Genomic DNA, 24,074 nt, shown 5'->3' with positions numbered 1-24,074 from the left:
CCGTACCTCAAAAGGATCTTCTGTGGTCCTTGTTACCCGTGCCCGCTGTTACTGCTGCTCTTCGAACAGGCTGGTGACCGAGCCGTCCTCGAAGACCTCACGGACCGCGCGCGCCACCATCGGGGCGATCGACAGGACCGTGATCTTGTCGAGCTCCAGGTCCGACGGGTCCGGCAGGGTGTTCGTGAAGATGAACTCGCTGACCTTGGAGTTCTTCAGGCGGTCGGCCGCCGGGCCGGACAGGATGCCGTGCGTGGCCGTCACGATGACGTCCTCGGCGCCGTGCGCGAACAGCGCGTCGGCCGCGGCGCAGATGGTGCCACCGGTGTCGATCATGTCGTCGACCAGGACGCAGACGCGGCCCTTGACCTCACCGACGACCTCGTGGACGGTCACCTGGTTGGCGACGTCCTTGTCGCGGCGCTTGTGCACGATCGCCAGCGGCGCGTCCAGACGGTCGCACCAGCGGTCGGCCACGCGCACGCGGCCGGCGTCCGGGGAGACGATCGTCAGCTTGGTGCGGTCCACCTTGGCGCCCACGTAGTCCGCGAGGACCGGCAGGGCCGAGAGGTGGTCGACCGGGCCGTCGAAGAAGCCCTGGATCTGGTCCGTGTGCAGGTCGACCGTCAGGATGCGGTCCGCGCCCGCGGTCTTCAGCAGGTCCGCCACCAGGCGCGCCGAGATCGGCTCGCGGCCCTTGTGCTTCTTGTCCTGACGGGCGTACCCGTAGGAGGGGATGATCACGGTGATGGAGCGTGCCGACGCGCGCTTCAGCGCGTCGATCATGATCAGCTGCTCCATGATCCACTTGTTGATCGGAGCCGTGTGGCTCTGGATCAGGAAGCAGTCCGCGCCGCGAGCCGACTCCTGGAAGCGGACGTAGATCTCACCGTTCGCGAAGTCGAAGGCCTTCGTCGGCACGAGGCCGACTCCCAGCTGGTGTGCGACCTCCTCGGCCAGCTCGGGGTGGGCGCGGCCGGAGAAGAGCATCAGCTTCTTCTCGCCGGTCGTCTTGATCCCGGTCACAGCACTGTCTCCTCAGACGTGTGGAAAGCTGCTCGCCCCCGTGTGCGTCCGTCCCGCACACGGTGAGCCAGCCGAATTGCGTTCAGCTATCACGGTACGCCGTCCCGGACGTACCTGTTTCCGGTCAGTTCACCTCAGCGGTGCCTCAGTGGGAGCCGGAGTCCTCCGGGGTCGCCGACTCGGCCGCCGTCGCCGCGGCGCTGCCCGGACGCTTGCGGGCCACCCAGCCCTCGATATTGCGCTGCTGGCCCCGTGCCACGGCCAGGGCGCCGGCCGGCACGTCCTTCGTGATCACCGATCCGGCGGCCGTGTAGGCGCCGTCCCCGATGGTGACGGGTGCCACAAACATGTTGTCCGAGCCCGTCTTGCAATGTGAGCCGATGGTGGTGTGGTGCTTGTGCTCGCCGTCGTAGTTCACGAACACGCTGGCGGCGCCGATGTTGCTGTACTCGCCGATCGTCGCGTCGCCCACGTACGACAGGTGCGGCACCTTGGTGCCCTCGCCGATCGTCGCGTTCTTCATCTCGACGTAGGTGCCGGCCTTGGCCTTCAGGCCCAGGTTCGTGCCGGGGCGCAGGTAGGCGTACGGGCCGACGGTGGCGGACTCGCCGATGACGGCGGTGTCCGAAACCGTGTTGTCCACGCGCGCCCGCGGGCCCACCACGGTGTCCTTGAGCCGGGTGTTCGGGCCGACCTCGGCCCCCTCGGCGATGTGGGTGGCGCCCAGCAGCTGGGTGCCCGGGTGGACGATCGCGTCCTGCCCGAAGGTCACCGTCACGTCCACGAAGGTGCTGGCCGGGTCGACCACGGTGACGCCGGCGAGCATGGCCTGCTCCAGCAGGCGCGCGTTGAGCAGCGCGCGGGCCTCGGCGAGCTGGACGCGGTTGTTGATCCCGAGGATCTGGCGGTGGTCGGCGCCGACGGCCGCGCCGACGCGGTGGCCGGCCTCGCGCAGGATGCCGAGGACGTCCGTGAGGTACTCCTCGCCCTGGCTGTTGTCCGTACGGACCTTGCCGAGGGCGTCGGCGAGGAGGGCGCCGTCGAAGGCGAAGACGCCGGAGTTGATCTCGCGGATCGCGCGCTGGGCGTCGGTGGCGTCCTTGTGCTCGACGATGGCCGTGACGGCGCCGTCCTCGCCCCGGATGATCCGGCCGTAGCCGGTGGAGTCCGGGACCTCGGCGGTCAGCACGGTGACGGCGTTGCCGTCGGCCTCGTGCGTCGCCGTGAGCTGGGCCAGGGTCGCGCCGGTCAGCAGCGGGGTGTCGCCGCAGACGACGACCACGGTCCCGGCGATCGGGCCGCCGAGCTCTTCGAGGGCCATCCGGACGGCGTGGCCGGTGCCGTTCTGCTCGTACTGGACGGCGGTGCGGACGTCGGCGTCGACGGCGGAGAGGTGCGCGGTGACCTGCTCGCGGGCGTGGCCGACGACGACCACGAGGTGCGCGGGGTCGAGCTCGCGCGAGGCGGCCACGACGTGTCCGACGAGCGACCGCCCGCAGATCTCGTGCAGGACCTTGGGAGTGGCCGACTTCATGCGGGTGCCTTCACCCGCTGCGAGTACGACGACGGCTGCCGGGCGGTTGGCGCTCACGGGTGTGCCCTTCGGCTTTGGGTGGTGGACCCGTGAAGGATACCGGGGGGTCAGGGGGCGGAAATAAAGGCGGGTCCCGACCAGTGGTCAGGACCCGAAGGTGGTGGAGCTCCCCCGCCAGGACTCGAACCCGGACATAAGGCACCAAAAGCCTCAGTGCTGCCAATTACACCACAGGGGACTAAGTGCGACTTAACCGGACATTACTCCCTGTTGGTCGAGTCGACGGCACTACTATGCCGCACCGGGCGCCTTCCACGCGACGGTACAAAGGGGAGCCCTTCGGGACGTGTCCCGCCCCGGCTCCGCGGGAATCGCGTGGGTCCTCGCGCCGGGGCTCCTGCGTAGGCTGGACGGCATGACCTATACGGGGGACGAGCGGGGCGGGGCCGGGCGGGACGGGCCCTGGTGGTGGGAGCGGCGGCGGGAAGCCGTCCTGGACGTGGGACTCGGCGCGGTGTCCGCCGCCGAGTGCGCCCTGGAGGGCGTGCAGTTCGCCCGGGAGGCCGGGCTCCCGGGCGCCCTCGGGGTGCTGTTCGGGTTCGTGGTGGGGGCCACGCTCGTGCTGCGGCGGCGCTGGCCGATCGCCGTGGTGCTCGTCGGGATCGCGGTGACGCCGGCCGCCATGGGGTTCCTGCTGTCGGTGGTCGCGCTGTACACGCTGGCCTCCTCCGAGGTGCCCCGCCGGATCACCGCCACGCTCGCGTCGATGTCCATGTCCGCCACCTTCGTCGTGATGTACCTGCGGACCCGCGAGGGCGCCGCGGACGAGCCGACGCTCGTCATCTCGCTCTCCGTCTTCGTCGCGGTGGCCCTGACCGTGCCGCCCGTGCTGTTCGGGCTGTACATCGGGGCCCGGCGGCGGCTGATGGAGAGCCTGCAGGAACGGGCGGACTCGCTGGAGCGGGAGCTGTCGCTGCTGGCGGACCGGGCGGAGGAGCGGGCCGAGTGGGCGCGCACCGAGGAGCGCACGCGCATCGCGCGGGAGATGCACGACGTGGTGGCGCACCGGGTGTCGCTGATGGTGGTGCACGCGGCGGCGCTCCAGGCGGTGGCGGCGAAGGATCCGGTGAAGGCGGCGCGGAACGCGGCGCTGGTCGGGGACATGGGCCGGCAGGCGCTGACGGAGCTGCGGGAGATGCTCGGGGTGCTGCGGGCCGAGGCGCCGAAACCGGCGGCGGTCGCGGTCGCGGCGCCGGCGGGCGGTTTCGAGGACGGGCCCTCGCTGGCGGAGCTGGAAGCCCTGGTGGGGCAGTCCCGGGCGGCCGGGATGGTCGTGGAGCTGGACGTACGGGCCGCCGGCGCGGGGCCCGTGGACCCGGCCGGGGCCGGGGCCGGGGCCGGCTATCCGGCGGAGGTGGAGCAGACGGCGTACCGGGTGGTGCAGGAGGCGCTGACCAACTGCCACAAGCACGCCCCGGGCGCGCGGGTCGTCGTACGGCTGGCGCACCGCGACGGGGAGGTGGCGATGCAGGTGGAGAACGGGCCCTGTGACGGCAAGGCCGCCGAGCCCGGGCTGCCGAGCGGCGGGAACGGGCTCGTCGGGATGCGGGAGCGGGTGCTCGGGCTCGGCGGGGTGTTCGTCTCCGGGCCCACCGACGACGGCGGGTTCAAGGTGTCGGCGGTCCTGCCCTGCGTGAGCCGGGCCTGAGCGGCGCCGCCGCGGCGCTGCCGCCGGCTTCCGTGGTGGGGCGCCCGCTGTCCGCGCGGGCGGCGCGGCCGCGGCCGTTGCCGCCGGGCGCGGAAGGCCCGCTGCCCCGGACGCGGGGGAGCCGGCACCGCGGGCGCCCTGCCGGGGCGTCAGGCCGTGCTGGGGCGGGCGGCGCCACCGCGGCCGCCGAGCGGGAGGCCCGCCCCGGGCGCGGGGGAGCCGGGCCGGGGTGTTAGCCCGTGCTGAGGCGGGCGGGCGGCGCGGCCGTTGCCGCCGCGTGCGGACGGCCCGCCCCGGGCGGGGGAGCCGGGCCGGGGGGTCAGCCCGTGCTGAGGCGGGTGGGCTGGAGGCCGGTCAGGAGCAGGGTGAGGGCTTCGTCGAGGCCGCCGCCGAGGTACCAGTCGCCGGTGTGGTCGATGCCGTAGACGCGGCCCTCGCGGTCGATGGCGAGGTGGGAGCCTGCGTCGGCGTCGACACCGAGCGGGCAGAGCTCGGTGGACAGGGCGCGGCCGAGGTCGGCGAAGGTACGGGCGAGGTGGAGGCCCGTGAGGGGGTCGACGCGCACCGGGACCGGCGCTATCTGGCGGCCCGGGCCGGGCGCGCTGATCCGCAGCCCGCCGAACTCGGCCCAGGCCTCGACGGCGGCGGGGAAGACGGTGTGCCGGTGCCCGGCGGGAGTGGTGTGGTCGCGCAGCGCGTCGGCCCAGTACTCGGCCTGCTTGATGTCCCAGCGGCCGGGTTCCCAGCCGGCGGTGCGCAGCGCGGAATCCACGGCGGCCGGGAAACGGGTGGCCGAGGAGCGGTCGTAGGACGCGGAGGAGGTGGCGCTCATATGGGTGCGGTCAGGCCTTCTGCGGGGCGGGCGTGAGGTCGATGGAGCGGACGCCGAAGTGGGAGAGGAGCGCGTCGCAGGAGCGGCAGGGAGGCGCGTAGCTGCCGTGCAGGGGGTCGCCGTCCTCGCGGATGCGACGGGCGGTGATCTTGGAGTTCTTGAGCGAGCGGCGCGCCTCGCTCGCGGTCAGGGGCTTGCGGGAGGCGCGTTTGCTGCGGGCGCCCTCGATCGCGGCGAGGTGGCGGGAGAGCAGTATCGCCTCGGGGCAGCGGCCGGTGAAGCGTTCCCGCTGGCCGCTGGTGAGGGTGTCGAGGAAGTCCTGGACGAGCGGGTGCAGGGCGGGCGGCTGGTCGCCCTTGCCGGCGGTGCTGGTGAGGGTCTCGCCGCGGACGGACAGCGCGGCGGCGACGGTGGGGAGGATGCCGTCGCGGCGGAAGCGGAGCACGGGGACGGCGGGGCCGTCGGTGCTGCTCCAGCGCAGCCGGGGATCACCGCCGGCGGCCGTGGCCGCGGCGTTCTGCCCGGTCTCCGCCGCGGCGTTGCCGTCGTCGGCGGGTGTCGGGCCCGTACGTGACGCCGTGTTCTGCATGGTCGTGTTCCCTCCCGTGGCCGCGGTGGTGGCCGCTGTCGCGCACGCCCCCGTGCCGCGGGGACAGCCTGTCAAATGTCCTCTGCCGTGTGGAAGCGGGGTCGAATATTCGTATCAATTCGGATGTTCCTGGCCCCGCCGCGCGTGGGCGGGTCGCGGGCGGGTGAGCCTCTTGCCGGACCACATAGGCTGTGGTGAACCAGCCAGATCCAGCAGGGGGCTACCGCCATGACGACAGGTCGGCTCGGGCAGCATGCCGCGCCACCCAACGCCGCTTACTCGGGGCAGGTCGTGCATTTCCCGGACCCGGTCCGGGCCGCTCGGCATCCCCACGGTGTACGGATGGACGGCGAGGGACATCCGGATCTCGCGCCGTACGCGCGCGCCGCGGTGGAGATCGCCGAGCCGCCGGAGGGTTTCGGCGTGGACGAGCTGCGGCTGACGGACTACGTCTCCGCGAACGCGGCGATGCGGGCGTCCGGGCACGCGCTGTGGGACACCGTCGGTCCGGTGGCGACCCCGCACGGCTGGACGTGGCACCACGTGGCGGGCTCCCGCCGCATGGAACTCGTGCCCGTCGAGGTGAAGGCGCTGCTCCGCCATCACGCCGGGCTGGTGACGGCGCCGGTGGACCACGAGAAGCGCGGCACGCGGCCGTTGCAGGAGCTGCGCCCGGTGCACCTGGGGCTGCCGAAGTCGGTGGTGTCGGTCTCCGAGCAGCAGGTGCAGGGCGTCGAGGAGGACCTCGGGTACCGGTTGCCGGAGGCGTACCGGGCGTTCCTGAAGGCCGCGGGCGGCTGCGCGCCGATGGGCGCCGGGCTGGACGTGGAGCTGGGCGTGCTGGTGGACCAGCCGTTCTTCACGGTGCGCGAGGAGGCGGCGGTCAACGACCTCGTCTACGTCAACAAGTGCTTGCGGGACCACCTGACGAAGGACTACCTGTGCGTGGCCTTCGTACAGGGCGGGCTGCTCGCGGTGAAGGTGAAGGGCGAGGGTCTCGGCTCGGTGTGGTTCTCCCCGTACGACGACGCGCGCGACCGGGACGGCTGGTCGGTGCAGGAGCGCGTGGAGCGGCTGTTGCTGCCGTGCGGCGTTGATTTCGACGCCTTTCTTGAGCGGCTGGCGGGGAACCCGCCGGAGCTGGAGACGGTGGCCGGTCTGATGGTGGACGGCGGATTCGCGCGCTCGGTTCCCGTGTCGCGTTCCGCCGCGGATGAGGGGTGACGGCGCGGTGGTGACCTTCGCGCAGGCGCAGGAGCGCGCCGAGGAATGGATCAACGCGGACGTGCCCGCGTACCAGCACCGCGAGGTGCGGGTACGGGAGTTCGGGCTCGGCTTCGTGCTGTGGGCCGAGGACCGCGCCGCCGGTCCGGTGTCCGGTGGTGGGCGGCAGAGGCTGGTCATCGCGCGGGACAGCGGGGAGGTGACGCTGTGGCCGGGGCTGCCGGTGGGTGAGGTGATCCGCCGGTACGAGGAGGAGTACGGGGTCGCGGCCGCGCCGGCGGCGGAAGCCTCGGTGCCGACGCCGCGGATCGACGCGGAGCAGACCTCGTTCATGCTGAGCCCGCCGGAGTGGCTGCAGGAGGCGGCGGACCGGGCGGGGATCCCGCGGGCGGCGCCGTCGGGTTCTTCGGGCGGTGCGTCTTCGGGCGGTGCGTCTTCGGGCGGGGTGTCTTCGGGCGGGGCGTCTTCGGGCGGTGCCTCTGCGGGCGGGGCGTCGGCCGCTGCGGAGTCCGCTCCGTCTTCCGTGGCCGCCGGATCGCCGGCTCCCTCGGAGGCGCCGGCTCCGGTGGCCCCGGCCGAGCCCGTGCCGCTGCGGCGCGGCGGCGAGGTGCCGTACGAGCCCACCGCCAACGACGGGGTACCGGCCGGTGCCACGCCGTGGGCCGGGACCGATGTGAACTCCGGTGGGGACGACGCGTCCGTGCCGCTGCCCGCGACCGTGTTCGCGCCGCCGCTGTCCGGGTCGGACCTGGAGGACGCGCCGTCCTCCGGGATCGCCGCGGAGGCGAAGACCACCCTGATGGCGGGCGGCAGCCGGCTGCCGGCGACCGCGATCGCGCCCGCCGTGGCGATGGGCTCGGCGGACATCGCCGACGCGCCGACGAGCAAGGCCACCGTGAACCGGCCGGGCGCGCCGGCCGTTCCGCCGGGTCCGCCGACGCCGCCGCCCGGTCCTGCCGGGTCGCCGGGTGGCGGGCTCGACCATGCCGCGACGATGCTGGCCGGTCCGGGTGTCGTGCCGACGCCGCCTGGGCCGCCTGGTGCGCCTACGCCGCCGGGGCCTCCTGGGGCTCCCGGGTCGTTGGGGCGTGGGCTTGACCATGCCGCGACGATGCTGGCCGGTCCGGCCGTTGTGCAGCCGCCGGGGGCGCCTGCGCCGCCCGGGCCTCCCGGTGCGCCCGGTGCGTCCGGTGGTGGGGCGCATCATGCCGCGACGATGCTCGCCGGTCCGGGTGTCGTGCCGACGCCGCCGGGGCCGCCTGGTGCGCCTACGCCGCCGGGGCCTCCTGGGGCTCCCGGGTCGTTGGGGCGTGGGCTTGACCACGCCGCGACGATGCTGGCCGGTCCGGCCGTTGTGCAGCCGCCCGGGCCGCCGGGGGCGCCTGCGCCGCCCGGGCCTCCCGGTGCGTCCGGTGCGTCCGGTGCGTCCGGTGGTGGGGCGCATCATGCCGCCACGATGCTGGCCGGTCCGGGTGTCGTGCCGCAGCCGCCGGGGCCGCCCGGTGCGCCGACGCCGCCGCAGCCGCCCGGTCCCGCCGCGCCGTCCGGGGTGCCCACCGTGGGTCCCGGGTACCAGGCCGTGCTGCGCTACCGCGCGCCCGACGGCTCCGAGCAGCAGCTCATCCGCCGCTCGGCGCCCGGCACTCCGCACCCGGAGTGGCAGATCCTGTACGAGCTGCGCGCCATGAACGTGCCGCCGCAGCAGGTGCTGGAGCTGCACACCGAGCTGGCCTCGTGCGAGCTGCCCGGCGGTTACTGCGCCCGGATGATCCGGGAGACCTGGCCGCAGGTGCGGATCACCAGCGTGGCCCCGTACGGGACCGACCACGCGGGCCGTCAGCAGGGCATGCGGCACCTGCTCACGCACCAGGGCGAGCTGCACCAGGTGGCGGACGGTCCGGCGCGCCCCGCGCCGGTACGGGCGCCGCTGCCGCAGGTGCCGCTTCAGCCGGCGATTCCGCTGGAGGCCATCGGCCAGGAACTGGCGGCGGCGTTCGGTCCGCAGGGCGTGTTCCGGTTCGAGCAGCGGGCCGTGTCCCGCCAGGGCGTGCCGGACATCGTCGCGCAGACGCTGGTGTGGGCGGGTCTGCCGGTGGACTTCGGGCCGTTCTTCTGGGCGCAGGCGGTACCGGGTGCGCCGGTGCCGACGCTGGCCGAGCTGGCCGCGCAGCGGCAGGTGCAGGCCGCGTCGGACGCGGGTTCGTACCTGGTGGTCGGCAGCGACTTCGGCAAGGCGCTGTGCGTGCAGTACGGGACGGCGCACATAGTGGCGGTCCCGGTGGAGGCCGGTCCGGGTGGCGCTCCGGTGCCGCCGCAGTTCGTGAATTCGAGCCTGCCGCAGTTCGCGCGTTCGCTGGCGATGCTGGGTCACATGTGGCGGCTGCGGCAGCATCTGACGCCGGAGCAGGCGGGCCGCTGGACCGTCGATTTCCAGGCGAATCTGGCGGGTCTGGACAGCGCGGCGCTGGCTTCGCCGGAGAACTGGTGGTCGGTGTTGCTGGAGCAGATGTGGGACGGGCTGCTCTGAGCGCCTGTTGACCGCGTGATCGGTGCGGTGGCCGGGCCGGGACCCCTTGACGGGGGTCTCGGCCCGGCCATTCCGGCTTCTGGGAGCAAATGACGCATCCTTGACAGGAATCCCCGCGAGAGAGGCGCTTCCAGGATGAGTGCACCCATGTCACCTCACGGCCCGGGCTTCGGGACCGTGCGCGGTCGCGGCTACCGGATGGAGCAGGTCGACCGGTATCTCGCGCGGCTGTCGGACAGCCGGGACGAGGCCTGGGAACGGGTGGCACGGCTGACGGTCCTGGCGAAGCGGATGGAGGCGGAGGCGGGGCGGCTGCGCGAGGCTGTGTCCGAGCTGGCCCCGCAGCGGTACGACGACCTGAGCGAGCGCGCCCGTCGGATCCTGCTGCTGTCGGAGGAGGAGGCCGAGGCGGTACGGGATGAGGCGGGGGCGGACGTCCTGGCCATCCAGGGCGCGGCCGAGGCGCATGCCGACCGGGCGACCGAGCTGGCGAGGCACGACGCGGAGGCGGTGCGGGAGCAGACCGAGGTCCGGGCGCGGCAGTTGCTGCTGCGGGCGCAGCGGGAGGCGGACGAGGAGCGGGGCGGGGCGAGGGACGAGGCGGCGGCGTGGCGGGCGGAGGCTGCGGCGGCGCTGGCGGAGATGGAGCGGCGGTCGCAGGCGTTGCTCACGGAGCGGGAGCAGGAGCGGGTGGAGCGGCGGGACGCGGCGGAGCGGGAGCTGGCGGCGCGGGAGGGGGAGCTGGAGGCGCGGCTCCTGGAGCTGGACCGGTGCGCGGAGGCGGGGCTCGCGGAGGCGCGGCGGGCGTTGGCGGAGGCGGAGGAGGCGGCGCGGCACGGGCAGGAGGACGCGGAGGCGCGGGGCGCGGAGCTGGTGGCGGCGGCGCGGGTGCGGGAGGAGCGGGTGGGGCGGGAGACGGAGCGGATCCTGCGGGAGCACGCGGAGGCGCAGGAGGAGATGCGGGCGCACATGAACCACGTCCGCTCCAGCCTGGCGGCTCTGACGGGGCGGGCTCCTGCGGAGGGCTGAGGCGGGGTCGGGGTTGGGGCCGGGGCCGGGGGCCGTGGGAGGGGCGGGGCCGGTGTCGGGGGTGGGGTGGGGTGTTGTCCGGGACTGCATGATTTATGGCGGCTGGGCGGGCGCTGTCGCCTTGCGGCTCCCTGCGCGCCACAAATCACGTTTTACGTCCCGGACAACACCCCACCCCACCCCCGCCACCGGCCCCTCCTGTGCGTCCGGCCCCGCCTGTGCATTCAGCCCCGCCGGCGTTTGAGCCCCGGGGTCCGGGCGGAGCCCCGGGGAACGGTGAAAGGGCGGGGCGGGGAGAGGGGACCCGGGGCGGAGCCTCGGTGGTGGGGGTGTTCAGGTGAGGTGGGGGAGGGAGTTTGCGATCAGGGGGGCGATGCGGTCCAGGTGGGTTTCCAGGGCGAAGTGGCCCGCGCCCTCGAAGAGGTGGAGTTCCGCGTCCGGCACGTCACGGAGGTACGCCTTCGCGCCCGCCGGTGTGAAGAAGGGGTCGCCCGCGCCCCACAGCACCAGTACCGGGATCCCCGCCGAGCGGAGCCACGCCTGCCAGGCGGGGTATTGCGCGAAGTTCGAGGCGTAGTCGAAGGTCAGGTCGGCCTGCGCGTCGGCGCGCCCCGGCAGGCCGAGGTAGTGGACGTCCAGCGTCCGGCCGTCCGGTGAGAGCAGGGCCGGGTCGGCGACGCCCGTCTCGTACTGGAAGCGGACGCCCTCCTCGCTGAACAGGCCGCGCACCTTCTCCTCGTCGCCCGGCACCTCCCGCCGCAGCGCGGCGAAGGCCCGGGCCGCGTCCGAGAGGCCCTCCTCGTAGGCGTTGCCGTTCTGCACGATCAGGCCCGTCACCCGCTCCGGCCGCCGCGTCGCGACCCGCAGGCCGACCGGGGCGCCGTAGTCGAAGACGTACAGCGCGAAGCGGTCCAGGCCGAGCGCGTCGGTGAAGCCCTCCACGATGTCCGCGAGCCGGTCGAAGGTGTACGTGAACGCCGGCGGGGCCTCGGTGCGGCCGAAGCCGGGGTAGTCCGGGGCGATCAGGCGGTACGGGGTGTCGCCGAGCGCGTCCATCAGGCGGGCGAACTGGTGGGAGGAGGTCGGGAAGCCGTGCAGGAGCAGCAGTACCGGTGCGTCGGCGGGGCCGCTCTCGCGGTAGGCGACGCGTACGCCGGCCACCTCGATGGTGTGGTGCCGGACGGTCCGAGCGGTCATCACATGCCTCCAGGGGGGTTTGTGGCATTAGTTTGACCGGAGGCGGCTAATGGGTCAAGGGGGTGCGGTAGCGTTAGGCGGGTGACAGTGAACTTTCCGCTCGTCGGTGAGCCCCTGGCTCTGGACCTGCTCAACACCCGGCCCGCCGGCGCCGGGGATCTCATCGCCGGGCCGGTGGGGCTCGGGGAGTGGCTGGCCGTGCAGGCGGGCCGGGTGGCGCCGGTCGACGGGGTCGGCGCGGCCGAGGTGGCGGCCGTGCACGCCGTACGGGAGGCCGCCGGCCCCGCGCTCGCGGCGGCCCGGCGCGGGGAGCGGCCCCCGGCCGGGGCGCTGCGCGCGCTGAACGCGGCGATGGCCGCCGCGCCCGCGCACCGGGAGCTGGTGTGGGGCGAGGGCCTGGCCGCGATGGAGCGCCGGGCGGGGGCCCCGGCCCGGCGGCTCGCGGCGGAGCTGGCCGAGGCGGTGGCGCAGGTGCTGACCGACCCCCGGGTGGGCGAGGTCCGGGAGTGCGAGGGGGCGGACTGCGTCCTGCTGTTCCTCCCGGCGAATCCCCGCCGCCGGTGGTGCGTGGCGTCGGCCTGTGGCAATCGCGCCCGGGTGGCCCGGTACTACGCCCGCCACGGGAAGGCCGGTTAAGCCGCCGCAGGCGCGGGCGCAGGGGCCGGGGTGTAGGTGTACGGGTCGCTGCGCAGGCCCCGGGCGGTGACCACCACCGTGAAGGCGGGGCCGGTGCCCGTGGGGAGGGGGCCCGTGAGGGCGCCCGTCAGGGGGTCGGGGGCGGTCGGTACGACCGTGTCGTCCACCGTGACCCGCGCCGGGTCCGGGGCGAAGCCGCCGCCCTCGACCGTGAGGATCCCGTCCGCCACGGTGACGTGGGTGATCACCGGGTTGGGGCGGACGGCCATCTTGTTCACCAGGTACGCGCCCGCCGGAGCCCCCGTCAGGGCCCAGATCTCCCCGGGCAGGTCCGGCAGGCCCGCGCCGACGTCGGAGAGGAAGAACAGCACGACGTAGAGCATGGTGACGGCGCTGAGCGCGACGTACTGGAGGTCGACGAGGTCGGTCCGGCCGCTGTCGTTCGCGATCAGCTCCCGCAGCGGGCGCCGCCCGGTCGCGCTGGGCTTCGGCGCGGGCTTGGCCATCGTGCCGCTCTCGACGCGCATCCCGACGACCGCCTTGGCCGCGATCAGCGCCACGTAGGGGCCGCCGAGCAGCGGCAGGTACACGGTGGTGAGCGAGGAGAGCGGGCCGTGCTCCCCCTGGAACCAGCCGACGCCGCCGCCCGCCGTGAGCCCGTAGCCGAGGATCGTGAGCAGCAGCCAGAGCAGGATCACCGTCCAGGCCAGGGCCAGGGTGGTGGAGGTGGACAGCCGGCCGTCGCGGCCGGTGACGAAGCCCGGGGCGCGGCGCAGGCGCAGGGCGGTCGGTAGGGCCAGGGCGGCCAGTAAAGCGAGTGCGAAGAGCGCGGACGTCATGTCGTTCCCCCGGATCGGTTGCCTGGGTCGGGTCGGGTCTCCGGCAAGGAGACAACCTTCGTCCCGGCCATGACAAGCCGGCTACTCCTCGCGCTGCTCCGGCAGGACGGGGAACCGCCGGGGCGCCAGCAACAGGAGCGCCAGTACGGCCAGTACGGCGGCTGCCGTCGCGCCGAGGAAGACGTGGTCCACGGCGGCGGTGATGGCACCCCGCAGGTAGTCGGCGGCGGCCGCCGGGAGCTGCGCGGGCGCGTCCAGGGCCTTGGAGACGTCGTCCAGGTTGTCCGGGAGCCCGGGCATCGGGGCGTCCACCAGCCGGGCGGCGATGGTCGCGTTGGCGACGGCGCCCAGCAGGGCCGCCCCGACGCTCTGGCCGACCTGGCGGGAGAACAGGATGGAGGCCGTCGCGGTCCCGCGCTCCGCCCAGCCCACGGTGGACTGGACCCCGATGATCAGCGGGAGCTGGCACAGCCCCAGCGCCCCGCCCAGCAGCAGCATGATCAGCGCGGGCAGCCAGGGCTCGGCGTCCGCCGGCAGCAGGGTGAAGGAGAACAGGATCACGGCGGCGAGGGAGCTGCCCACCACGGCGGTGTTGCGGAAGCCGATGCGCCGGTAGACGTGCTGGCTCAGGGCGGCGGAGATGGGCCAGCTCAGGGTCATGGTGGACATGACGAACCCGGCGCCGGTCGGGCCGAGGCCGAGGACGGACTGGGCGTACGTCGGGACGAACAGCATCGGGGCCACCATCAGCAGCCCGAGCGCCCCCAGGGCCAGGTTGACGGCGGCGATGGTCCGCCTGCGCCACACCCAGCCGGGCAGGATCGGCTCCTCGGCCCGGCGCTCCACCCAGAACACCACGCCGCCCAGCACCGCGCTCGCTGCCAGCAGTCCCAGCGAGGGCGCGGACAGCCAGGGCCACGCGACGCCGCCCTGCACCAGCGCGAACAGCAGCAGGCCGCCGCAGGCGAAGATGCCGAGGGCGCCGGCCCAGTCGATGCGGCCCCGGCGCGCGACGGACCGTACGGGCTCGACCAGGTGGCGGGCGATCATCCACAGGGCCATCCCGGCCAGCGGGATGTTCAGCAGGAAGATCCAGCGCCAGTTCGCGTAGGAGGCGAGCAGACCGCCGATCCCGGGGCCCGCCACGGCGGCGGCGGCCCAGACGGCGGACATCCGGGCCTGGATCCTGGGCCGTTCCGCCAGCGGGTACAGATCGGCGGCCAGGGTCTGGACGGTGCCCTGGAGGGCGCCGCCGCCCAGCCCCTGGACGATCCGGAAGGCGATGAGGGCGGCCATGTTCCAGGCGGACGCGCACAGCAGCGAGCCGACGAGGAACAGGGCGATGCCGAAGAGGAGCACGGGCTTGCGGCCGAAGGTGTCGGACAGCTTCCCGTAGACGGGCAGCGTGACGGTGACGGCGAGCAGGTAGCCGGAGAAGAGCCAGGAGAAGACGGAGAAACCGCCGAGGTCGCCGACGATCTGGGGCACGGCGGTGGACACGATGCTGGTGTCGAGGGCGACCAGGGCCATGCCGAGCATCAGGGACACGACCACGGGGGTGGGGGGCCGGCCGGGGGGCGCTCCGTCGGTGGTCTTGCCGGCGGCCGAAACCGCCGTCCCCGGTATGTGGTCGGCGCTCTCCTCTGTCCCCACCCGAAAGTCCTTTCAGCGTGCACGTATGTGCCGTGGAACACCCTCTCACCCCGGGAGGGCGGACGGTATCCCTTACACCGGATCCCCCAAAGGGCGGAGACCCCCTAGGGGTTGCTCCTCACTGAGGCCCAGGGAGCGTTCGTCCCGGCGGAGGAGGAAGAACGCCACTTCGCGTCTTTAACTGATTCACATGGGGCGGGTAGCCCTGGGGTGGGGTTAACCCCCGGACGGATACGGACACGGGCACCAGCGCGCCCGCTCCCCGCCGGGCAGCAGAATGCATCCGCACCGGCGAAACACGCACATCAACGAGGGGAAGCACCGTGACAACGGCTATGACCGAAACCAGGCACGGGGGTACTGGAGGGCATGCAGCCGTCGCGGCCCGGGCGCGGAAGGTCGTCAAGGCCTACGGCTCCGGCGAGACGCGGGTCGTCGCCCTCGACGACGTGGACGTGGACATCCGCCGCGGCCAGTTCACCGCGATCATGGGCCCCTCGGGCTCCGGCAAGTCCACGCTGATGCACTGCCTCGCCGGCCTGGACACCGTCACCAGCGGCCAGATCCACCTGGACGACACCGAGATCACCGGGCTGAAGGACAAGAAGCTCACCCAGCTGCGGCGCGACCGGATCGGCTTCATCTTCCAGGCGTTCAACCTGCTGCCGACGCTGAACGCCCTGGAGAACATCACGCTCCCCATGGACATAGCGGGCCGCAAGCCCGACGCGGAGTGGCTGAACCGGGTCGTCGAGACGGTGGGCCTCGCCGGCCGCCTGAAGCACCGCCCGACCGAGCTCTCCGGCGGCCAGCAGCAGCGCGTGGCGGTCGCCCGCGCCCTCGCCGCCCGCCCGCAGATCATCTTCGGCGACGAGCCGACCGGAAACCTGGACTCCCGGGCCGGCGCCGAGGTCCTCGGCTTCCTGCGCCGCTCGGTGGACGAGCTCGGCCAGACCATCGTCATGGTCACGCACGACCCGGTGGCCGCCTCGTACGCGGACCGCGTCATCTTCCTGGCCGACGGCCGGATCGTGGACGAGATCTTCGCGCCCTCCGCGGAGCAGGTCCTCGACCGCATGAAGGACTTCGACGCGCGCGGACGGACCTCATGAGCAACACCGTCCTCAAGACCTCGCGGCGCAACTTCATCGCGCACAAGGGGCGCATGGCGCTCTCCGCCGTCGCCGTCATGCTCTCCGTCGCCTTCGTCTGCGGCACCCTGGTGTTCACCGACACCATGAACACCACCTTCGACAAGCTGTTCGCGGTCACCGGCTCCAACGTCACGGTCAGCCCGAAGGCGGCCGAGGGCGGCGAGGAGATCTCGGCCACCGGCAAGCCCGACTCGCTGCCCGCCTCGGCTGTCGAGCAGGTCAGGAAGGCGAACGGGGTCAAGTCCGCCGAGGGCGGCGTCGTCTCGATGGCCGTCACGGTCGTCAACTCCAAGAACGAGAACATGGGCTCGACCACCGGCGCCCCGACCATCGCGGGCAACTGGAGCGACAACGAGCTCAAGTCCATGAAGATCACCTCGGGTCAGGCCCCGCGCGGCCCCACCGAGGTCATGATCGACGCCGACACCGCGAAGAAGCACCACCTGAAGCTGGGTGACGAGCTGCGCACCATCGCCGTCACCGGCGACCTGCGCGCCAAGATCTCCGGCATCGCCTCCTTCACCGTGACCAACCCGGGCGCGGCGGTCGTCTACTTCGACACCGCCACCGCGCAGCGCGGTCTGCTCGGTTCCACGGACGCCTTCACGCACGTCAACGTGGTCGCCAAGGAGGGGGTGAGCGACGAGCAGCTGAAGCGGGACGTCGCCGCCGCCGTCGGCGCGGACACGTACAAGCTCCAGACCGCCAAGGAAGCCGCGGACTCCAACCGCAAGGACGTCGGCTCCTTCCTCGACATCATGAAGTACGTGATGCTCGGCTTCGCGGGCATCGCCTTCCTCGTCGGCATCTTCCTGATCTTCAACACGTTCTCGATGCTGGTCGCCCAGCGCACCCGCGAGATCGGCCTGATGCGCGCCATCGGCGCCGACAGCGGCCAGATCCTCAAGTCGGTGGTCTTCGAGGCCTTCCTGCTCGGTGTCGTCGGCTCGCTGCTGGGCGTCGGCGCGGGCGTGGGCCTGGCCGTCGGCCTGATGAAGATCATGGGTCAGCTGGGCATGCACCTGTCGACCGATGACCTGACCGTCGCCTGGACCACACCGGTCCTCGGCATCTTCCTCGGCGTCGTCGTCACCATCGTCTCCGCCTTCGTCCCGGCCCGCCGGGCCGGCAAGGTCTCCCCGATGGCGGCCCTGCGCGAGTCGGGCACCCCCGGCGACAAGAAGGCCGGCCGGGTCCGCGCCGCCCTGGGCCTGGTCCTCACCGGGATCGGCGCGGCCGCCCTGTTCCTCTCGGCGTCGGCCGAGGAGGCCGTACCCGGATCGATGTGGCTGGGCATGGGCGTGGTCCTCACCCTCATCGGCTTCATCATCATCGGCCCGCTGCTCGCCGGCGTCGTCGTACGGGCCCTGTCCGGCGCGGTGCTGCGGCCCTTCGGGCCCGTCGGCCGGCTCGCCGAGCGCAACGCGCTGCGCAACCCGCGCCGTACCGGTGCCACCGCCGCCGCGCTGATGATCGGCCTGGCGCTGGTCGCCTGCCTGTCGGTGGTCGGCTCGTCCATGGTGGCCTCCGCCACCGAGGAGCTCGACAAGACGGTGGGCGCGGACTACATCGTCCAGTCCGAGACCCAGCAGCCGGTCATGCCGCAGGCCGAGGAGGCGCTGCGCGCCGCCAAGGGCCTGGACCACGTCACCCCGTACCGGCAGGTGCCGGCCACGGTCACCGCCCCCGACGGGAGCTCCGAGAAGAGCGACCTGGCCGTCACCGACCCCACGTACGCCCAGGACCTGCGGCGCAAGATGGTCACCGGGGAGCAGACGGCGGCGTTCGGCGAGGGCGCGCTCTCCGTCGGCTCGATCTACGCGGACAAGCACCACGTCAAGGTCGGCGACGAGCTGAAGGTCGCCTTCACCGGCGGCCGGACCGCCACGCTGAAGGTCGCCGCGATCACCCTCGACGAGGGCAACATCGACAGGGGATCGATCTACGTCAGCACCGCGACCGCCGCGAAGTTCCTGCCGGCCGACAAGATGCCCCGGCCGGTCATGCTGCTGGCCTCGGCGAAGGACGGGCAGTCCGACGCGGCCGCGTACACGGCGGTCAAGAAGGCGCTGGCCGACTACCCGCAGTACCAGGTGCGCAACCAGGCCGACTACAAGCAGGCCCTCAAGGACCAGGTCGGCTCCCTGCTGAACATGGTCTACGGGCTGCTCGCCCTCGCGATCATCGTGGCGGTGCTGGGCGTGGTGAACACCCTGGCCCTCTCGGTGGTCGAGCGGACCCGGGAGATCGGCCTGATGCGCGCCATCGGCCTCTCCCGCCGCCAGCTGCGCCGCATGATCCGCCTGGAATCGGTGGTCATCGCCCTCTTCGGCGCCCTGCTGGGCCTCGGGCTGGGCATGGGCTGGGGCGTGACCGCGCAGAAGCTGCTGGAGCTCCAGAACCTGAACGTCCTGGAGATCCCCTGGTCCACCATCATCGGGGTGTTCATCGGCTCGGCCTTCGTGGGCCTGTTCGCCGCCCTGGTCCCGGCCTTCCGGGCGGGCCGCATGAACGTCCTGAACGCGATCGCCAGCGAGTAACTCCGCTGGTCGTACGGGGGAACGCCGGCCCCGGTCCGCCCACCCGGGCGGCCCGGGGCCGGCGGCGTTTCAGACGGCCAGCACGGGCACGTCGTAGAGCGGGATGAACTTGTCCCGCGTGACGAGGGTGAGCCCCTCGGTCTGCGCCTGCGCGACCAGCATCCGGTCGAACGGATCCTTGTGGTGCGGGGGCAGCTGCCCGGCCCTGATGCCGTGCAGCCCCGTGACGGGCAGGGGCTTGAACTGGCTGTCCCGGGCCCGCTCCGGCAGGTCGGCCGGCCCGGTCAGCTTCCCCAGGGACTGCTTGACGGCGAGTTCCCACGGGGTGACGGCGCTGACGTAGACGAGGGCCTCGGTGTCCAGCAGGTCCTTGACCTCGTCGGAGAGTTCCGGGGAGTCGAGCAGCCACCAGACCACGACGTGCGTGTCGGCCAGGAGCTTCACCGGTGGTCCTCCGGGAGGAGGCCGAAGGCCTCGGCGAAACCGGCGTCGTCGGACATGTCGTCGAAGTCCTCCCGGAAGGAGACCGGCTCCGTCAGGGAGCCGCGCGCGGTGCGCCGGACCTTCGAGGCCAGGGGGACCACCTTGGCGACCGGTTCGCCGGATTTGCTGATGATCACCTCTTCGCCCGTGGCGACCAGCTCCAGGATCTTGGAGAACTGGGTCTTCGCCTCGTGCACGTTGTACTGCCGGACTGCGTCCATGGCGGCCTCTCAGGCGCAGGAGTGGACTAAGTGCTGGGCTAAGCGTAGGGCTGAAAGGGGGGCCCGGGCCAGCTCCGTCACTCCCCGGGGTGACGGCATTCCCCCGCGCGAGTGACGGACCGGCGTCGTAGGGTGGGAACCCCCGGCCCGTGCGACGTGTCGGGCCCTTCGCGTTGCACCTTCACCGGACGGAAGCCTCCTTCATGAGCCTGCACGGACTGCTCGACGCCGTCACCCGGGACCCCGCCCTCGCCGAGGCGGTCACCGCGGCCGGGGACGGCAACCGGATGCACGTGGACCTCGTCGGCCCGCCCGCCGCGCGGCCCTTCGCGATCGCCGCGCTGGCCCGCCGCACCGAGCGGACCGTGCTCGCGGTGACCGCCACCGGGCGCGAGGCCGAGGACCTGGCCGCCGCGCTGCGGTCCCTGCTGCCGCCGGACGAGGTGGCGGAGTACCCGTCCTGGGAGACGCTGCCGCACGAGCGGCTCTCGCCGCGCAGCGACACCGTGGGCCGGCGGATCGCCGTCCTGCGCCGGCTCGCGCACCCGAGCAAGGACGACCCCGCCGCCGGGCCCGTCTCCGTCGTCGTCGCGCCGATCCGCTCCGTGCTCCAGCCGCAGGTCAAGGGGCTGGGGGACCTCGTGCCGGTGAGCCTGCGGCAGGGCGAGAGCGCCGACCTGGGCGAGGTGACGCAGGCGCTGGCGGCGGCCGCGTACGCCCGCGTCGAGCTCGTCGAGAAGCGCGGCGAGTTCGCCGTGCGCGGCGGCATCCTCGACGTGTTCCCGCCGACCGAGGAGCACCCGCTGCGCGTGGAGTTCTGGGGCGACGACGTCGAGGAGATCCGCTACTTCAAGGTCGCCGACCAGCGGTCCCTGGAGGTCGCCGAGCACGGGCTGTGGGCCCCGCCCTGCCGCGAGCTGCTGCTGACCGACGAGGTGCGCGAGCGGGCCGCGGCCCTGGCCGTGGCCCACCCCGAGCTCGGCGAACTGCTGAACAAGATCGCCGAGGGGATCGCCGTCGAGGGCATGGAGTCCCTCGCGCCCGTCCTCGTCGACGACATGGAACTGCTGATCGACGTCCTGCCCGCCGGGGCCATGGCCGTGGTCTGCGACCCCGAGCGGGTCCGGACCCGGGCCGCCGACCTGGTGGCGACCTCGCAGGAGTTCCTGATGGCCTCCTGGGCGGCCACCGCGGGCGGCGGCGACGCCCCCATCGACGTCGGCGCGGCCTCCCTGCGCGGCATCGCGGACGTCCGCGACCACGCCCGCGAGCTCGGCATGATGTGGTGGTCGGTGTCCCCCTTCGCCGCCGACGACACCGACCTGAGCACCGACACCCTGAAGCTCGGCATGCACGCCCCCGAGGCCTACCGCGGGGACACCGCCCGCGCGCTCGCCGACACCAAGGGCTGGATCGCCGACGGCTGGCACACCGTCTACCTCACCGAGGGCCACGGCCCGGCCGCCCGCACCGTCGAGGTGCTCGGCGGGGAGGGCATCGCGGCCCGCCTGGAGGCGGACCTGCGGACCCTGGAGCCGTCCCTCGTCCACGTGGCCTGCGGCTCCCTCGACAACGGGTTCGTCGACCCGGCGCTCAAGCTGGCCGTCCTCACCGAAACCGACCTGACCGGCCAGCGCACCGCCAGCAAGGACCTGGGCCGGATGCCGACCCGGCGCCGCAAGGCCGTCGACCCCCTCACCCTGGAGGTCGGCGACTACATCGTCCACGAGCAGCACGGCGTCGGCCGCTACATCGAGATGGTGCAGCGCACCGTCCAGGGCGCCACCCGCGAGTACCTCCTCGTCGAGTACGCCCCCGCCAAGCGCGGCCAGCCCGGCGACCGCCTCTACATCCCCACCGACCAGCTGGAGCAGGTCACCAAGTACGTCGGCGGCGAGGCCCCGACCCTGCACCGGCTCGGCGGCGCCGACTGGACCAAGACCAAGGCGCGCGCGAAGAAGGCGGTCAAGGAGATCGCCGCCGACCTCATCAAGCTCTACAGCGCCCGCATGGCCGCCCCCGGCCACACCTTCGGCCCCGACACCCCCTGGCAGCGCGAACTGGAGGACGCCTTCCCGTACGCGGAGACGCCCGACCAGCTCACCACCATCGCCGAGGTCAAGGAGGACATGGAGAAGTCCGTCCCCATGGACCGCCTGATCTGCGGCGACGTCGGCTACGGCAAGACCGAGATCGCCGTGCGAGCGGCCTTCAAGGCGGTCCAGGACGGCAAGCAGGTCGCCGTCCTCGTCCCCACCACCCTGCTGGTGCAACAGCACTTCGGCACCTTCTCCGAGCGCTACAGCCAGTTCCCCGTCAAGGTGAAGGCGCTGTCCCGCTTCCAGAGCGACACCGAGTCCAAGGCCACGCTGGAGGGCCTGCGGGAAGGCTCGGTCGACATCGTCATCGGCACGCACCGGCTGTTCTCGCAGGAGACCAAGTTCAAGGACCTGGGCCTGGTCATCGTCGACGAGGAGCAGCGCTTCGGCGTCGAGCACAAGGAGCAGCTGAAGAAGCTCCGCGCCAACGTCGACGTACTGACCATGTCCGCGACCCCGATCCCGCGCACCCTGGAGATGGCGGTGACCGGCATCCGCGAGATGTCGACCATCACCACCCCGCCGGAGGAGCGCCACCCGGTGCTCACCTTCGTCGGCCCCTACGAGGAGAAGCAGATCGGCGCGGCCGTCCGCCGCGAGCTGCTCCGCGAGGGCCAGTGCTTCTACATCCACAACCGGGTCGAGTCCATCGACCGGGCCGCCGCCAAGCTGCGCGAGATCGTGCCCGAGGCGCGGATCGCCACGGCGCACGGACAGATGTCCGAACAGGCCCTGGAACAGGTCGTCGTGGACTTCTGGGAGAAGAAGTTCGACGTCCTCGTCTCCACGACGATCGTCGAGTCCGGCATCGACATCTCCAACGCCAACACCCTCATCGTGGAGCGCGGCGACAACTTCGGCCTCTCCCAGCTCCACCAGCTGCGCGGGCGGGTGGGCCGGGGCCGCGAGCGCGGGTACGCGTACTTCCTCTACCCGCCGGAGAAGCCGCTGACCGAGACGGCGCACGAACGGCTCGCGACGATCGCCCAGCACACCGAGATGGGCGCCGGCATGTACGTGGCGATGAAGGACCTGGAGATCCGCGGCGCGGGCAACCTGCTCGGCGGCGAGCAGTCCGGGCACATCGCGGGCGTCGGCTTCGACCTCTACATCCGGATGGTCGGCGAGGCCGTGGCCGACTACCGGGCGGCGATCGACGGCGGGCCCGAGGAGGAGCCGCCGCTGGAGGTCAAGATCGAGCTGCCGGTCGACGCGCACGTCCCGCACGACTACGCGCCGGGCGAGCGGCTGCGGCTGCAGGCGTACCGCTCCATCGCCTCCGCGAACTCCGAGGCGGACGTCAAGGCCGTCCGGGAGGAGCTCACCGACCGCTACGGCAAGCTGCCCGAGCCGGTGGAGAACCTGCTGCTGGTGGCGGGGCTGCGGATGCTGGCGCGGGCCTGCGGGGTCGGGGACATCACCCTCCAGGGTCCCAACGTCCGCTTCGGGCCGGTGGAGTTGCGCGAGTCGCAGGAGCTGAGGCTCAAGCGGCTCTACCCGGGCGCGGTGCTCAAGCCGGCCACCTCGCAGGTGCTGATCCCGCGGCCGAAGACGGCCCGGGTCGGCGGGAAGCCGCTGGTCGGCCGGGAACTGCTCGCCTGGACCGGGGAGTTCCTCACCACGATCCTCGGATCCTGAGCCGCGCGCGGCCGGGGGCCCGACGGTCCCCGGCCGCGTCGCGGGCCGGCCGCGCCCGCCTCAGACCGCTTCGCCCGGTCCGGCGCCGCCCGCCTTGCCCATGTCGAGCACGTCGGAGTCCTTCGGGGAGGTCACGTCGACCGGCTTGCCGAACTCCGAGAACGAGACCTCGCCGTCCTCCTTCCCGCTCAGCGTGGACCTGAGGATGTACGGAGTGCCCTCGGTGGCCACGTAGTCGGTCTCCGTCCCGTCCTTCCCCGGAGAGGTGACCGCCACCGCCGGCACCCCGCCGACCGTGGCCGCGGCGCCCTTGCGGGCGAGGACGCTGTCCCTGCCCGCTTCGGACGTCAGCTTGTCCAGGTCGCACATGCCGGCCATCGCGGCGGACCGCGCGTCGGAGGCGGGCACCTTCACCCAGCGGCCGGCGAGCGCCGCCACCATCTGGTCCGTCTGCTTGCGCGGGGCGTTCTTGAGCTTGGCCGCACCCCGCCAGTAGGCCTCGTCGCCCTTGAAGTGGACGAGTTCGGCGGACTTGATGAGGTCCATCCGGCCCATGCCGTCGAGGCGGATCACACCGTTGCAGTTGCCCTTCTTGTCCAGCGAGAGGTCGATGGCCATCGGCTTGCCGTCCAGCCGGACCTTGGCGACGACGTGCGCGGACTCGGCCTCGCGGGTGGCCTTGTGGGCCCGCCTCAGGATCTCCCGCCCGGACAGGTCCGTGAGCTTGCCGGAACCGGCCCCGGAACCGGCCCCGGAACCGGAGCCCTTGCTTTCGTCGGAGCCGGAACCCGAGGGCGCCGGGGCCGTGGCACCCGCCGAGGCCCGGGCCGCCTTACCTATGTCGGCGGCCTGGTGGCCGCCGACGGGCAGGCACCCGGTGGCCCCGAGCAGAGCGGTGGTGCCGATCGCCGTCGCGACGACCGTGCGGCTGCGCATGTGAAGTTCCCCCCTGGAAAGACCATGTATCGCCGGAGCCTAACCGCCGCCCGCGCCGAGCCCGTACGGCACCACCGCGGACGGCTCGGTCACGCCCCGGCAACCGACCGTGCAACGGTTGCGCGCATCCCCTCACTGACGGCCGGAAAGCCTGTATACGCTCAGACCCGAAATCCTTTCCGCACGGCCCGTCAGGAGCAGCGATGCAC

At 72.9% G+C, this 24,074-nt stretch carries 18 protein-coding genes and 1 tRNA gene; 8 read left to right on the top strand and 11 right to left on the bottom strand.

The window, feature by feature from the left end:
• Positions 1–48: 48 nt before the first annotated feature.
• The 3 genes from EES41_RS15410 to EES41_RS15400 form a co-directional block, all read right to left on the bottom strand.
• Positions 49–1,026, bottom strand: a complete 978-nt coding sequence (locus EES41_RS15410) for a ribose-phosphate diphosphokinase (protein WP_008741864.1) — start codon at positions 1,024–1,026, stop codon at positions 49–51.
• Between the two features lie 145 nt (positions 1,027–1,171).
• Positions 1,172–2,617 (bottom strand): bifunctional UDP-N-acetylglucosamine diphosphorylase/glucosamine-1-phosphate N-acetyltransferase GlmU, encoded by a 1,446-nt coding sequence (glmU, locus tag EES41_RS15405; protein ID WP_123078868.1) that lies wholly within the window; start codon positions 2,615–2,617, stop codon positions 1,172–1,174.
• 109 nt (positions 2,618–2,726) lie between these two features.
• Positions 2,727–2,798, bottom strand: a tRNA-Gln gene (locus EES41_RS15400).
• A 177-nt stretch (positions 2,799–2,975) separates the two neighbouring features.
• Here EES41_RS15400 and EES41_RS15395 point away from each other — a divergent pair.
• Complete coding sequence (locus EES41_RS15395) at positions 2,976–4,268, top strand: sensor histidine kinase (protein ID WP_123082478.1); 1,293 nt, start codon at positions 2,976–2,978, stop codon at positions 4,266–4,268.
• Positions 4,269–4,587: 319 nt separating this feature from the next.
• On the opposite strand, the gene EES41_RS15390 is transcribed toward EES41_RS15395, so the two are convergent.
• Both EES41_RS15390 and EES41_RS15385 read right to left on the bottom strand, forming a co-directional pair.
• A complete protein-coding gene (locus EES41_RS15390; protein ID WP_073778521.1) occupies positions 4,588–5,100 on the bottom strand; it encodes an SUKH-3 domain-containing protein in 513 nt (170 codons plus the stop codon).
• 10 nt (positions 5,101–5,110) lie between these two features.
• Complete coding sequence (locus EES41_RS15385) at positions 5,111–5,689, bottom strand: YwqJ-related putative deaminase (protein WP_250570172.1); 579 nt, start codon at positions 5,687–5,689, stop codon at positions 5,111–5,113.
• A gap of 228 nt (positions 5,690–5,917) precedes the next feature.
• On the opposite strand from EES41_RS15385, the gene EES41_RS15380 reads away from it, so the two are divergent.
• The 3 genes from EES41_RS15380 to EES41_RS15370 all read left to right on the top strand — a co-directional run bounded on the left by EES41_RS15380 (position 5,918) and on the right by EES41_RS15370 (position 10,469).
• On the top strand, positions 5,918–6,913 hold the full coding sequence (locus EES41_RS15380; RefSeq protein ID WP_123078866.1) for an SMI1/KNR4 family protein: 996 nt from the start codon (positions 5,918–5,920) through the stop codon (positions 6,911–6,913).
• A gap of 7 nt (positions 6,914–6,920) precedes the next feature.
• Positions 6,921–9,440: an SUKH-4 family immunity protein gene (locus EES41_RS15375; protein ID WP_123078864.1), complete on the top strand. Its 2,520-nt coding sequence runs from the start codon at positions 6,921–6,923 to the stop codon at positions 9,438–9,440.
• 147 nt (positions 9,441–9,587) lie between these two features.
• Complete coding sequence (locus tag EES41_RS15370) at positions 9,588–10,469, top strand: cellulose-binding protein (protein ID WP_123078862.1); 882 nt, start codon at positions 9,588–9,590, stop codon at positions 10,467–10,469.
• A gap of 333 nt (positions 10,470–10,802) precedes the next feature.
• On the opposite strand, the gene EES41_RS15365 is transcribed toward EES41_RS15370, so the two are convergent.
• Complete coding sequence (locus EES41_RS15365) at positions 10,803–11,666, bottom strand: alpha/beta fold hydrolase (RefSeq protein ID WP_123078860.1); 864 nt, start codon at positions 11,664–11,666, stop codon at positions 10,803–10,805.
• Between the two features lie 81 nt (positions 11,667–11,747).
• On the opposite strand from EES41_RS15365, the gene EES41_RS15360 reads away from it, so the two are divergent.
• On the top strand, positions 11,748–12,302 hold the full coding sequence (locus EES41_RS15360; RefSeq protein ID WP_123078858.1) for an ABATE domain-containing protein: 555 nt from the start codon (positions 11,748–11,750) through the stop codon (positions 12,300–12,302).
• On the opposite strand, the gene EES41_RS15355 is transcribed toward EES41_RS15360, so the two are convergent.
• Positions 12,299–13,141 carry a hypothetical protein gene (locus EES41_RS15355; RefSeq protein ID WP_254211453.1) on the bottom strand — a complete coding sequence of 281 codons (843 nt, stop codon included), beginning with the start codon at positions 13,139–13,141 and terminating at the stop codon, positions 12,299–12,301. The two genes, EES41_RS15360 and EES41_RS15355, sit on opposite strands and share 4 nt — an antisense overlap.
• 81 nt (positions 13,142–13,222) lie before the next feature.
• The gene (locus tag EES41_RS15350; protein ID WP_123078856.1) at positions 13,223–14,794 is read right to left on the bottom strand and encodes an MFS transporter; all 1,572 of its coding nucleotides are present in this window, start codon (positions 14,792–14,794) and stop codon (positions 13,223–13,225) included.
• A 323-nt stretch (positions 14,795–15,117) separates the two neighbouring features.
• Here EES41_RS15350 and EES41_RS15345 point away from each other — a divergent pair, with 323 nt between their 5' ends.
• Both EES41_RS15345 and EES41_RS15340 read left to right on the top strand, forming a co-directional pair.
• The gene (locus EES41_RS15345; RefSeq protein ID WP_037793422.1) at positions 15,118–15,906 is read left to right on the top strand and encodes an ABC transporter ATP-binding protein; all 789 of its coding nucleotides are present in this window, start codon (positions 15,118–15,120) and stop codon (positions 15,904–15,906) included.
• Positions 15,903–18,488 (top strand): ABC transporter permease, encoded by a 2,586-nt coding sequence (locus EES41_RS15340; RefSeq protein WP_123078854.1) that lies wholly within the window; start codon positions 15,903–15,905, stop codon positions 18,486–18,488. Before EES41_RS15345 ends, EES41_RS15340 begins: the two co-directional genes overlap by 4 nt.
• Positions 18,489–18,557: 69 nt before the next feature.
• On the opposite strand, the gene EES41_RS15335 is transcribed toward EES41_RS15340, so the two are convergent.
• Both EES41_RS15335 and EES41_RS15330 read right to left on the bottom strand, forming a co-directional pair.
• Positions 18,558–18,932, bottom strand: a complete 375-nt coding sequence (locus EES41_RS15335) for a type II toxin-antitoxin system VapC family toxin (protein ID WP_123078852.1) — start codon at positions 18,930–18,932, stop codon at positions 18,558–18,560.
• Positions 18,929–19,192, bottom strand: a complete 264-nt coding sequence (locus tag EES41_RS15330; protein WP_123078850.1) for a type II toxin-antitoxin system Phd/YefM family antitoxin — start codon at positions 19,190–19,192, stop codon at positions 18,929–18,931. Before EES41_RS15330 ends, EES41_RS15335 begins: the two co-directional genes overlap by 4 nt.
• Positions 19,193–19,395: 203 nt before the next feature.
• Here EES41_RS15330 and mfd point away from each other — a divergent pair, with 203 nt between their 5' ends.
• Positions 19,396–22,929, top strand: a complete 3,534-nt coding sequence (gene mfd, locus EES41_RS15325; RefSeq protein ID WP_123078848.1) for a transcription-repair coupling factor — start codon at positions 19,396–19,398, stop codon at positions 22,927–22,929.
• 60 nt (positions 22,930–22,989) lie between these two features.
• On the opposite strand, the gene EES41_RS41420 is transcribed toward mfd, so the two are convergent.
• A complete protein-coding gene (locus tag EES41_RS41420; RefSeq protein WP_164495840.1) occupies positions 22,990–23,865 on the bottom strand; it encodes a hypothetical protein in 876 nt (291 codons plus the stop codon).
• Between the last annotated feature and the right edge of the window lie 209 nt (positions 23,866–24,074).

This window comes from Streptomyces sp. ADI95-16, from assembly GCF_003721495.1.
In the GTDB taxonomy this organism is placed as follows: domain Bacteria; phylum Actinomycetota; class Actinomycetes; order Streptomycetales; family Streptomycetaceae; genus Streptomyces; species Streptomyces goshikiensis.
The sequence above is the reverse complement of the archived record's forward strand: the minus strand, read 5'-3'. Positions and strand labels throughout refer to the sequence as shown.

Coding starts and splice junctions, on each gene's coding strand:
- EES41_RS15340 (WP_123078854.1), top strand. CDS start 15,903: ATGAGCAACACCGTCCTCAAGACCTCGCGGCGCAACTTCATCGCGCAC.
- mfd (WP_123078848.1), top strand. CDS start 19,396: ATGAGCCTGCACGGACTGCTCGACGCCGTCACCCGGGACCCCGCCCTC.
- EES41_RS15395 (WP_123082478.1), top strand. CDS start 2,976: ATGACCTATACGGGGGACGAGCGGGGCGGGGCCGGGCGGGACGGGCCC.
- EES41_RS15355 (WP_254211453.1), bottom strand. CDS start 13,141: ATGACGTCCGCGCTCTTCGCACTCGCTTTACTGGCCGCCCTGGCCCTA.
- EES41_RS15380 (WP_123078866.1), top strand. CDS start 5,918: ATGACGACAGGTCGGCTCGGGCAGCATGCCGCGCCACCCAACGCCGCT.
- EES41_RS15385 (WP_250570172.1), bottom strand. CDS start 5,689: ATGCAGAACACGGCGTCACGTACGGGCCCGACACCCGCCGACGACGGC.
- EES41_RS15370 (WP_123078862.1), top strand. CDS start 9,588: ATGTCACCTCACGGCCCGGGCTTCGGGACCGTGCGCGGTCGCGGCTAC.
- EES41_RS15390 (WP_073778521.1), bottom strand. CDS start 5,100: ATGAGCGCCACCTCCTCCGCGTCCTACGACCGCTCCTCGGCCACCCGT.
- EES41_RS15365 (WP_123078860.1), bottom strand. CDS start 11,666: ATGACCGCTCGGACCGTCCGGCACCACACCATCGAGGTGGCCGGCGTA.
- EES41_RS15330 (WP_123078850.1), bottom strand. CDS start 19,192: ATGGACGCAGTCCGGCAGTACAACGTGCACGAGGCGAAGACCCAGTTC.
- EES41_RS41420 (WP_164495840.1), bottom strand. CDS start 23,865: ATGCGCAGCCGCACGGTCGTCGCGACGGCGATCGGCACCACCGCTCTG.